General features: G+C 68.3%; 9 protein-coding genes and 1 pseudogene. 4 read left to right on the top strand and 6 right to left on the bottom strand.

Annotated features, from left to right (window positions below; genetic code table 11):
- The first annotated feature begins 22 nt into the window (after window positions 1–22).
- Both D451_RS0120040 and D451_RS0120035 read left to right on the top strand, forming a co-directional pair.
- On the top strand, window positions 23–694 hold the full coding sequence (locus D451_RS0120040) for a hypothetical protein (protein WP_014909315.1): 672 nt from the start codon (window positions 23–25) through the stop codon (window positions 692–694).
- Between the two features lie 54 nt (window positions 695–748).
- Entirely contained in the window at window positions 749–1180 is a 432-nt protein-coding gene (locus tag D451_RS0120035) for a hypothetical protein (protein ID WP_014911231.1), read from the top strand.
- Window positions 1181–1194: 14 nt separating this feature from the next.
- Here D451_RS0120035 and D451_RS0120030 read toward each other — a convergent pair whose 3' ends face one another.
- Window positions 1195–1971, bottom strand: coding sequence for a hypothetical protein (locus tag D451_RS0120030; RefSeq protein ID WP_241463353.1), 777 nt, complete (start codon window positions 1969–1971; stop codon window positions 1195–1197).
- A 741-nt stretch (window positions 1972–2712) separates the two neighbouring features.
- On the opposite strand from D451_RS0120030, the gene D451_RS26710 reads away from it, so the two are divergent.
- A complete protein-coding gene (locus D451_RS26710; protein WP_161628226.1) occupies window positions 2713–5970 on the top strand; it encodes a DEAD/DEAH box helicase in 3258 nt (1085 codons plus the stop codon).
- Window positions 5971–6027: 57 nt separating this feature from the next.
- Here the strand turns inward: D451_RS26710 and D451_RS26705 are convergent.
- From D451_RS26705 to D451_RS0120005, 5 genes and pseudogenes are all read right to left on the bottom strand, one after another.
- Window positions 6028–6386, bottom strand: a pseudogene (locus D451_RS26705) (MmcQ/YjbR family DNA-binding protein).
- A 65-nt stretch (window positions 6387–6451) separates the two neighbouring features.
- Entirely contained in the window at window positions 6452–7000 is a 549-nt protein-coding gene (locus D451_RS0120015; RefSeq protein WP_026125215.1) for a maltokinase N-terminal cap-like domain-containing protein, read from the bottom strand.
- A gap of 508 nt (window positions 7001–7508) precedes the next feature.
- On the bottom strand, window positions 7509–7727 hold the full coding sequence (locus D451_RS27940) for a hypothetical protein (RefSeq protein WP_152472941.1): 219 nt from the start codon (window positions 7725–7727) through the stop codon (window positions 7509–7511).
- A gap of 175 nt (window positions 7728–7902) precedes the next feature.
- Window positions 7903–8067: a hypothetical protein gene (locus tag D451_RS28325; RefSeq protein ID WP_014908821.1), complete on the bottom strand. Its 165-nt coding sequence runs from the start codon at window positions 8065–8067 to the stop codon at window positions 7903–7905.
- A gap of 78 nt (window positions 8068–8145) precedes the next feature.
- Window positions 8146–9108: a bile acid:sodium symporter family protein gene (locus tag D451_RS0120005; protein ID WP_017535733.1), complete on the bottom strand. Its 963-nt coding sequence runs from the start codon at window positions 9106–9108 to the stop codon at window positions 8146–8148.
- A 211-nt stretch (window positions 9109–9319) separates the two neighbouring features.
- Here D451_RS0120005 and D451_RS0120000 point away from each other — a divergent pair, with 211 nt between their 5' ends.
- Complete coding sequence (locus tag D451_RS0120000; protein ID WP_017535732.1) at window positions 9320–11005, top strand: ABC-F family ATP-binding cassette domain-containing protein; 1686 nt, start codon at window positions 9320–9322, stop codon at window positions 11003–11005.
- The last annotated feature ends 212 nt before the right edge of the window (window positions 11006–11217 follow it).

The raw sequence follows: 11217 nt of genomic DNA, 5'->3' as shown, positions 1-11217 counted from the left end.
CTCCCTTGATGGAGGGGATCACATGACCGCCTTCGGCCTCGGTGTACTCAGCTCGCTCCTCGCCACCGCCCTCGTATGCGCGCTCGGCTGGGCCCGCGCCTCCCGCCCCCGGTGGTGGGCGATCTCCCTGCTCGCGCGCCTCACGGGTACCGGTGTCCACCGCGTGTACCGCGAACAGCGTCTCGCCGAGGCCGATCTGGCGGAGGACCTGGCCCGGGCCCGCAGGGTCAAGGTCCTGACAGGGCGGGGCAACACGCTCACCCGTGACGTGTTCGCCCCGCTCTGGTCCGCCGGGGCCGCGCGCCCCGTCCCCGTACAGCTGCTGTTGCCCGACCCCGACACCTGCTCCGGCCACTGGTTACGACAACGCGCCGAAGCCCTGAGCACCACCGATCCGGGGGTGACCGAGCACCTGTTGCGCGATCAGATCGGCGCCAACATCGACTATCTGGACGAGGTGGGAAGGAAACGGCCGAACATGGAGCTGCGTCTGTTCGACCTTCCCCACTCCCACCGGATCGTCCTCACCGATCAGGCCGCCTACCTGACCTTCTACTCACGACACGACCACGGCAGGAACTCCCCCTGCCTCTACCTTCGTGCCCCCGGTCTCCTCTACGACGTCGTGTCGGAGCTCTTCTCCGCCATCTGGGCCGGCGTTCCGCCCCGCCCCGGCCCTCCGGAAATCGACTGAATCCGGCCTGTGGACAACCCGATCCGGTCCGCTTCGGCGGCGCAGACTGGGAACATGCTCTCCGCCGCAGCGCACACGCTGCTCCGCACCCTCCTCCGCGACGTGCCCGGGCGACACCATCTCCTCACCCTGAACACCGGTCATACGATGACCACCACCATCGAACGGCGAGGCCGGACCTTCGACGTCCAACGGCCCGAGGTCGTGGAACGTCTCCATCTGGCCCTGCTCCGCGGGGCTCCGGCCGGCCTGGTCGTGCGCACCCTCGTCGACGCCCTCCCCCGCCCGAACGGTGAGAGGCGTTCCCCCACCCGGCTCGTCCGAGGTTGGCGGGTGGACCGTTCCGGGCTGATCCCCCTGGACGAGGCCCAGATGTTCGACGCCCACTGCACCGACGCGGTCTCCGGCGAACCCGTCCCGCCCGAACCCGGGGTGGAGTACACCGGTGCCCCCTCCGTCGACCTGTCACCCCTCCTCGGACGGTGAGAGGACCGTGACCTCTACGGACGGACGAGACTCTGTCGCAGGAGCATCGTGGTCGTCTCCTGGAGAACACCGCGTTGCAGCGGCGACAGACAGACCCGCAGCAGCTCGGGATGTCGGCCCGGATCAGGGCAGACGAAGAGGGCCAGGACCCGCATGACCAGAAGGAGTTCCTCCGGGGGACGCAGCCCCAGAAGTTCCACCACGCAACGCCACACCGCCTCCAGGGCGGTGTCGGCGATCGCCTCCTGCGCCGCGCCCCAACCCGGTGGCGTCCGTTCCTCCACAAGCTCGCGGGCGTACACGGGCACCTTGTCGATCACCCGCCCCCACCGGTCGGCGGCTTCCACGAGCACGGTCAGCAGGGAACACCAGAAATGTCCGGGCAGAACCCGCGAGATGTCCGCCGTCTCGGGGCGGGTGACCGAGCGACGACGCGCCTCCACTCGGACGTGGACGAAGGCGTGCGTATTGAGTCGGAGGCCGAGCTCTCTGATCCGTGCCACCGTGGCGGGGCGGGCGGCCAGGTGGCCTGCGATGTCGATCCTGGCCATCGTGGTGGCCGAGTGGAGCATCCCCTCGGTCGGCGAGGCCAGTCGTCGACGGCGCTCCCGTTCCTCGGTGCCCACCTCGCGGCACCATTCCCGGTAAGCCTGTTCATAACGTCTCTCGCGCTCTTCCGGGTACTCGTTCGCCAGATCCAGGTGGCCCGGCCACCCGTGCAGGCTGCCTCCGCAACCCGAACACGAGCAGCCGGGGTTCCTGGCGTTCGCACAGGCCTGGTTATGCGCCACAGGGCCTCCGGGGGTCGATGACCCGAGGGGGACGGGCCGCCACCACTGTGGCCCACGAGATCGGAACACGGTATCACCTCACGGGTGACTCTCCCTCCACCCCCGTGTCACACACCCCTGCCCCCGCCGGCCCCGGTCACGAGGGGGCGACTCCATCACACCTCCCGTGCGCCTCCTTCCGTCCTCTGAGCGAGGGAGGAGGACCGAGCACCCCTTGGACGGAGAACGACGGGCCCGTGGGCCTTCCCGACATGGTCGGACACCTCAGGGACTCGCGTTCACCGGGCGAGACCCCGGTTGGACGGCTTGACCTCGACCAAGGGTGAATCCTCGCCAAGCGCGACCCGGCCCGCCCCTATCGGCCTCCGGACGGGACACGTCATCACATCGCCCAGGCTGGGAGGCCGGGGGATCATGAGGGCCTCTCTCCGGTGACTGCTCTGGCCGAATGCGGCCATCACGCGCTAGAAGGCCTCCCCCTACCTCTTTCATGCCGGAACGCCGCCCCACAACTGGTATCAACGTTGGGTGATGTTCCACGGGCCGGTCGTGTCCGTGCGTTTCGAGCGGAAGAGGGGACCTGTGGCCAGGGGCGACCGGGAACGTGCTCGCATCGTGGACTTCTGGCGGGCGGTGGAGCTGTTCGAACCGCAGAAGGTGGATCGACCGAACCTGAGAAGCGACACCCCTGTCTCCGAGGTAGCACCGGGCCGCCCCCTTCCTTGGGAGCGAGGGCACCCCGTGCTCCAACGTCCCCTTCCTCGGAACACGGTCCGTCGCCACACGGTCTACCTGGGCGTCTTCCCCATGGCTCGTACCCAGGAGATCCTGACCCGGGCCTTCGGGGCCGATCCCTCTCAAGAGGGGCGCGTTCCCCGAGGGGACGCGGCCTTGGCGGCGTTCGAGATCGATGAACACGGCCAGGCCCTACTCGGCACTCAGGCCCTGGCCACCTGTGGTTGGGCGATGGGACGCACCATCGCTCCCGGACCTCGTTCGGCCGAGTGGTTGGAGGGATTCGGAGGGAGCGAGCACCGTTTCGGTGAACTGTACGACTGGTTGGTCGCCGAACCCGGCCCCAAGCCCACACGAGCCCTGTTGTCCTTGGTGGACGGAGGACTGATCACCGCCCCTCTGGTGGAACTCTGGGAGGCCGTGCGCGCCTCTCTGAAGGCGTCCGCCGAGGTAGCCGGCTCCCTGTCTCTTTCCGGGGTGGACCTGGAGGTGTCGGCCTCGGCGGAGACGTCCATCGAAGGCACCGAGGGACGGCCTGCCGTGGCGGATACCGGGGAGCGCGGCAGGGTCTTGTCCTACCGAGAGTTGGAGGCCCTATCTCGCGTGGTCTCCTCTCTCCTCGGAGTGGAGGGGCACCTCGCTCTCGATATCCGGATCAAGAGCCACGCCGTCCATGTCAAGGAACACGAGGCCGAGCGGGAACGTCAGGAGTTCCTTCTCGCGGTAATGCGAGGTGACACCGATCTCCCCACCGTCCCTTCCATGGACGTAACCGACACACCGATTCTGAACAGTTTCATCGCCGAAGACCTGGTCAAGGTCTCCTCGGCGGTACGCAAGGGGGACTACGGATCGGCGTTGCGCGCGTATCTGTCGTCCACCGACGAGGTGAACGCCTTGCGCCGGCAGGATGTACGCACAGAAGGGGCCGAAGCCATCCACCGGGTGCGTCCCTCGCTGACCCCGGCCGGACGCTGGCCCGCGAAGGACAGCCACCCATTGGTGTTGAGTCAGCAGATCGCGGTCAACACCATCACCGCCTCGCTCGGGCCGAGCGCCGGTCTGTTCGCGGTCAATGGCCCTCCGGGTACGGGAAAGACCACTCTTCTTCGCGACCTGGTCGCCCAGGTCGTGGTGGATCGGGCCCGGGTTCTGACGAGGTTCACCAAACCCTGGGAGGCATTCTCAGGCCGGATCGGTTGGGAGACCGATCGTGGGAGCGTCTCCTTCTCCCGGCTCCACCCCGATCTGGCCGGCTTCGAGATAGTCGTCTCCTCGGCGAACAACGGGGCCGTCGACAACGTCACCAAGGAGATCCCCGCTCGGAGCGCCATCGACGACCGGTGGTCCGGAGCCGATTACTTCGCCACGATCGCGACCACCATGCTCGACGAGGGGCAAGAGGCGTGGGGGACCCTGGCCGCGCAGCTGGGAAACGCACGCAACCGACGCAACTTCGTCAATCGTTTCTGGTGGGGGAATCGCCCCGGCCGTACCCGAGGCGAGCATGGGATGCGAGCCTTGCTCAAGAAACTCCACGAGAGCGATCGGGCCGATCCACGTCCCGCTCAGGAACGATGGCGCCAAGCGATCGTCTCGTTCGACAAGGCGCTTCGTGAACGGGACCGACTGGTCGCCGAACGTGTCGAGGCCGCTCGTCTATTGGACGAACTCCCTGTCGCGCTTCGCCGCTCTCAAGAGGCGGAGGACCGTCGTCGGGTACAGGAGACGGTTGTGGAGCGATCCCGAGCCGAGCTCTCCTCCGCGAAGAAGGAGAGCGAGGAGGCCGGTGAGATCCTGCGCGAGGTCGAATCCGAGCGCTCACGCCACTGGCGGTTCAAACCGGGTTTCTGGGACGTGGTCTTCTCCCTCGGCCGTCGTCTCAAGGAATGGCAGCGTATCGATGAGCGGATCATCGTACGGCTACGTTCCGCCGAGGAACGCGAACGAGAGTGCGTCCGGGCTCTGGAAGAGAAGGATCGTGCTCATGAGCGAGCCGAGATCGAGCTGGATCGGGTGCGTGAGCTGCTGCGGAAGGCCGCCGCACTCCTGGCGACGCTGGAGTCACGGGTGGCCGCGGTCGAGCGCCGGTGGCCGGGGTACGTTCCTGTCGGCGAACTCATCGATGATGACGAGAAACGTGAGCTGGGCGCACCCTGGAGCGATCCGGAACTGATCCGGGCGAGAACCGAGGTCTTCCTGGCCGCGCTCGAAGCACACGAGGCGTTCGTTCGCGCGGTCCCCGGCAGGATGTCCAAGATCCTGCACGCCGCCACAGAGGCCATGTCCGGTAACGCCCGAGGCGCGAAGGACGAGGCCCTGAGGGAAGCCTTGAGGGGTCTGTTCCTCGTCGTACCGGTGATGTCGTCGACCTTCGCCTCCTTCGCCCGGACCTTCAAGGCCTTCGACTCCGAATCCCTGGGATGGCTTCTGGTGGACGAGGCCGGGCAGGCCACTCCCCAACAGGTCGTCGGTGCTCTGTGGCGTTCTCGTCGCGCGGTGGTGGTGGGAGACCCACTCCAGTTGGAGCCCGTCACCACCTTGTCGACACCCGCCCAAGAGCACTTGGGGAGGCGGTTCGGGGTCGAGAGGCGTTGGATCCCGGCCAGAACTTCGGTGCAGACTCTGTCCGACGCCGTGACCCCGTTGGGAACACTTCTCGAACGTGACGAGGGGGAGCCCCTCTGGGTGGGCTCCCCCCTCCGGGTTCATCGCCGGTGCGACGAACCCATGTTCTCCGTCTCCAACTCCGTCGCCTACGGAGGCATGATGGTCTTCGGTACCCCGGACCGGGGGGCTTCGGAGCTTCCTCCCAGTCAATGGGTGCACGTCCCCGCCGCAGCGTCGAACCCTGTGGGGCATTGGAGGCCCGCCGAGGGCGAGGGCCTGGAATGGTTGCTCACAGGTCTTCAGGCCCGGGAACACGATATGGACGATGTGTTCGTACTGGCACCGTTCAAGGACGTGGCCGAGAAACTGCCAGGAATCACCCGTAGATACGGGGTGCCCTTCGGTCGCACGGGCACCATCCATACGTCCCAGGGCAAGGAGGCCTCGGTGGTGGTCTTCGTGCTCGGTGGGGCTCCCGACCGGGAGGGCGCGATGGATTGGGCCGCCCGAACACCGAACCTGTTGAACGTGGCGGCCAGCCGCGCCAAGCGTCGCCTCTACGTGATCGGTGACCACACCGCCTGGTCCGGCCGCTACCACTTTCAGACCTTGAGGACCCTCCTACCGAGACGCGAAGAGGTCGTCGGAGGTTGATCCGGGCACGGATGAGGTCGGAGCAGTTCGGGATCGGTGCCGGGGTGACGGGCGGGGTCAGGCGGAGATCAGGGCGGCGGGGGTCGGCGCGCTCTCCCGGAGTTCGTCGGGCACCGTCAGGTACCAGGCCTCCAGGGTGAGCTCGCCGAGTTCGTCCAGTTCGATGCCGTCGAGGTGGACCACCACCCAGCCGAACTCGCCGGTGGTGAACTGGACCTCGAAGACGTCGGGGCGTTCGGCGACCAGGGCGGCCTGCTCCCACAGGGGTTGTTTGAGGCCCACGGTGGCGGTGTCGGGCCACAGGTAGCCGAAGGGTCTGCCCGCACCCTGAAAGTGGTGTACCGCTCCGAGTCCTGGTGCGTGCTCTCCGGGAGCGCGTCGACCAATCTGAGGAACCGCTCGATCTCGACAGCCATGGGAAGAGACAACCACACCCCACCGACACGACGCCCCGGGGGCGATGCCGTCGGTGGGGCGGAGGTCAGCCCAGGGTCGCGACCACGGCCCGGCCGCCGTCCCAGCGGGCGACGAGTCGCGTGGGGCCCTCGGTGGCCCGATCCAGGACGTGGGGGATGTCGACGCGTCCCTCGCCGGAGGTCCGACCGTCGGTCTCCCTGGAGATCAGGACCGTCTGTTCCCTGGTCCCGAGTTCGCGGTCTCCGTCCCGGATCTCCAGTGCGGCCTGTTCCTGCGCGCCCTCCAAGGCTCGGCGGAAGCAGGCGACGGCGGTCTCGTCGCCGGTGCCGTCGTAGACCCAGCGTTCTCCGAGGACGGAGTGGTCCATGGTGCCGACCAGGTGTTCCTCGGCGCCGCTGAGAGGGGCGCCGCGGTAGGTCAGCGGCACGTGGAGCAGTCGTTCGCCACGTCGGACCAGGAAGTTCTCGATCCCGACCTCGCCTTCGGGGTCGTCGAACCGGTAGGAGCCGAGGATCTCGGTGGGGCCGTCTCCGGCCCATGACCGTCCGTCGAGCCATGCACCGATCAGGGTCGGTTTGTCCGGGTCGAGTACGGCCTTGTAGATGATCGCCATGCGCACCAGTATCCGACATCCGATTCCCGGGGCGCGAGGGGGACGTCCCGGGGGTCGTGGGAGGGGTCGAAGCGTGGATGAATTCCCCCCGAACACCGCGTGTTCCTCCGTGCGCAAGGGCGGCGGATCGAACGGACGGCCACTGGTGGATTTCGCGTTATCACAGTTCAGAGCCGGGTTCTGGGATTCTGGAAATTCTTTGCCCTAAACCCTTCGGGTACTGCTTCGAAGGCTCTCTTGCGATTCTCGGGACAGTTCCCGACCTTCCCGGTGCCGTTCACGACCCGGAGGGGCGGGACGTGTGGGGCCTCCCTCGTTTCGGGGCCCCTCGGGCCTCGACTTCGGCGGGGCCCGTCCGGTCCGTTGAGCCTCGAGTGTCTCCGGCAGATTCCCGTGTTGGTACCCCCGTCACTCGTTGACGGGGGTCGGCGGTCCGCCCGGGATCCGGCACAGGCCCCGGGCGGAAGGTCAACGACCGGGTCTTCTGGGTTTCACGGGTACTCCCTGGTCAGTGGTGGGTGCAGTAGGGGGGCCTACGCCATCGGGGGACGTGACCGCGGGGTGTGCGCCTCCGCTCGCCCGAGCATGTGGCGGCGGCCGTGATCCGTGGTGGTGGCCCGGTGGCCGTGCAGTTGACGAGTCGCTCGACGAACACCCCCGAGGTGGAGAGCAGGGCGAGTACGAGGAACCCGGAGCAGGGGACCACGAGACGGTGTCGCTCGGTCATACGACCACCCTGACAGGCACATCGTGATGGGTCCATGACTTTCGGTGATGACCGCCGGCCGCTTGAGGACAGGGCCACTCGGTGTGGGTCCCGGGTTCGCGGGGAAACCTCTCCTCGCCGACCGGAGGTTTCGCGACTTCGGGACGGTTTCGTCCCGAAGCGCGGCGCGGGCGGGTCAGGTGAACAGTTCCAACAGGACGATCACCAGTCCGATGACGAGCATCGAGATCAGCAGGAAGTAACAGCCGACGTTGCCGGTGGGGCCGGGGTCGCGGGTGGGTCCCCGCCGGATGTCGTTCCTTCCCTTACCGGGCTTGCGCTTCTTCTTACGGGCGGCCACGCGTATCCGTCCTCGTGTTCGGGGGATGTGGAAGGCAGAGCCTGCCACGCGCTCCGGCGGCCCGGCAACCCCGGAGGCTCAGGGGGCGGGGGTCTCCTCCCGGTCCCCTTCGGTCGCCGGGGGACGGCGGGCCCAGAAGGTGGCCACGGCGGCCCCGGAGAGGTTGTGCCAGACCGAGAACAGCGCTCCGGGCAGGGCGGCGAGCGGCTCGAAGTGCGCGGTGGCCAGGCTCGCGGCCAGCCCCGAGTTCTGCATGCCGACCTCGACGCTCAGGGCGCGACGGCCGGTCTCGGGCAGGCGCCCGGCCAGACCCACCAGGTAGCCCAGGGCCAGGCCGAGGGTGTTGTGCGCGATCACGGCCAACCCCAGGAGGAGTCCGGTGGTCATGACGGCGTCGGCGTTGGCTCCGACCACCCCGGTGACGACCAGCACGATGCCGAGCACCGAGATCAGGGGCAGTACGGGCAGGATCCCGGCCACCAGGCGTCCGGCGAAGGTACGCAGCAGGAGACCGCCCACGACCGGGAGTAGCACGACCTGGAGGATGGACAGGAACATGTCCCCGGCGGAGACGTCCAGGGTCGAGCCGGCCAGGGCCAGGACCAGCAGCGGGGTGATGAACGGCGCCAGCAGAGTGGAGATGGAGGTCATCGCCACGGACAGGGCGACGTCTCCCCTGGCCAAATACACGATGACATTCGACGAGGTACCCCCTGGCGAGGCACCCACCAGGATCATGCCGACCACCAGCAGGGGCGGCAACCCGAACGCGTGGGCGATGCCCCATCCCAGCAGCGGCATGATCGTGTACTGGGCGAGGACACCGAGCAGGACGGCGCCCGGGTGACGGGCCACGATCCGGAAGTCCGCCGGGCGCATGCTCAGGCCCATGCCGAACATGATGACGCCGAGCAGCAGGGATACGTGCGGGGTGATCTGCGCCGCCTGGGAGGGCAGCGCGAGCCCGACGAGCGCCCCCGCCAGGACCAGGACCGCGAACCATCGGCCGACGAAGTCGGCGACCTGCTTGATGACCGTCATCGTGTACTTCTTCCGCATCCCGCCCGGTGAGGAAGGTCGATTCCGGGCGAACGGCACGTTACCCCCTGGTCACGGCGGTCCCGCCACCGGGGCCGTCCTTGTCTTCCGTCTCCGACCGTCGAACGGGAAAAGCCGTTGCCCCGCGGCCCCCTCGCATGGAAATCTTCCCGGGCACGGAAGACCGTGCGAGGTCATGAGGAGGGGTACGGTCGTGGGCCATATCGACGTCGACCGGGTCACCTACACGCTCCCGGACGGGAGAGTGCTGCTGGACGAGGTGTCGTTCAAGGTCGGCGAGGGGTCCAGGACCGCACTCGTCGGCGCGAACGGTTCCGGTAAGAGCACACTGTTGCGGCTGATCCGGGGAGAGGCGAGGGCCGGCTCCGGAGCCGTGACCGTGACCGGCGAGCTCGGGGTGATGCCGCAGTTCGTGGGGCACGTGCGGGACGCGACCACCGTGCACGAACTGCTGGTGTCGGTCTCCTCGCCATCGGTGCGCCGGACCCACGCGGAGCTGGAGCGGGCCGAGGAGGCGATGATGGTCTCCGAGGACGAGCGGACCCAGATGCGCTACGCCGAGGCGATCACCCGCTACGCCGACGCGGGAGGCTACGACGCCGAGGTGGTGTGGGACCAGTGCTGTGAGGCGGCGCTCGGGGTCTCGTACATGGGCTGCCGGTGGCGTGAGGTGCGCACCCTGTCCGGGGGCGAGCAGAAGCGTCTGGTCGTCGAGGCGCTGTTGCGCGGGCCGGCACCGGTGCTGTTGTTGGACGAGCCCGACAACTATCTGGACGTTCCCGGGAAGCGGTGGCTGGAGGAGGCGCTGCTCTCCTCCCCCAAGACGTTGTTGTTCGTCTCGCACGATCGTGAGCTGCTCGGTCGGGTCCCCGATCGGATCGTCACGGTCGAGACGGGCCCGGCGGGTAACGGCGCGTGGGTGCACGGAGGTTCCTTCGACACCTACCACGAGGCCCGGCGGGAGAGGTTCGCCCGGTTGGAGGAGCTGCGTCGCCGTTGGGACGAGGAGCACGCCAAGCTCCGGGACCTGGTGGCCATGTACAAGCAGAAGGCGTCCTACAACTCGGACATGGCCACCCGCTATCAGTCCGCGCGCACCCGCCTGCGACGTTTCGAGGAGGTGGGGCCGCCCGAAGGCCCTCCTCGGGAGCAGAACCTGCGGATGCGGTTGCGCGGGGGACGGACCGGCAAACGGGCCCTGGTGTGCGAGGGGCTGGAGCTGACCGGGCTGATGCGCCCCTTCGATCTGGAGGTCTGGTACGGCGACCGGATCGGTGTCCTGGGGTCCAACGGTTCCGGTAAGTCGCACTTCCTGCGGTTGCTCGCCCGGGGCGGGGACGATCCGGCGTCCTCGGAGGTCCCGGAGGAGGAGCGCGAGCGGGTGGAGCCGGTGGCGCACACCGGGCGGGCCCGTCTGGGCGCCCGGGTACTGCCGGGGTGGTTCGCCCAGACCCACGAGCATCCGGAGTTCGTCGGACGCACGCTCCTGGACATCCTGCACAACGGGGCGGGGACCCGTAAGGGGGTGCCCCGCGACGAGGCTGGTCGTGCCCTGGACCGCTATGAACTGGCGCTCTGCGCCGAGCAGACCTTCGACACGCTATCGGGCGGTCAGCAGGCCCGCTTCCAGGTGCTGTTGCTGGAGTTGTCGGGGGCGACGATGCTGCTGTTGGACGAGCCCACCGACAACCTGGACGTGGTGTCGGCCGAGGCGTTGGAGTCGGCGTTGGACGCCTACAAGGGGACGGTCCTGGCGGTCACGCACGACCGTTGGTTCGCCCGGGGCTTCGACCGGTTCGTGGTGTTCGGCGCGGATGGTCGCGTGTACGAGTCGGACGAGCCGGTGTGGGACGAGTCCAGGGTCGCGCGGACCCGGTAGGGAAGCCCGTCGAGGCGGGCGTCGAAAGCGGTCTTCGTCACGTTACGGGGCCGGTCGCGGGGTGTGCCGCGGCCGGCCCCGTCGTCGTCTCAGGGGAGTCCGGAGAGGCCGGAGTCCCCCGGTGGAGGGCGATGTGAAGCGTGTGCGGACCGCGGCGGAGGCCATGCGCACGCCCCGGGACGGATACGGAGGGGAGCGAATTCGAAACGGAG

Source organism: Nocardiopsis alba DSM 43377, from assembly GCF_000341225.1.
GTDB lineage: Bacteria > Actinomycetota > Actinomycetes > Streptosporangiales > Streptosporangiaceae > Nocardiopsis > Nocardiopsis alba.
Note: the sequence above shows the minus strand (reverse complement) of the source record. Positions and strands in the feature narration are given on the sequence as shown.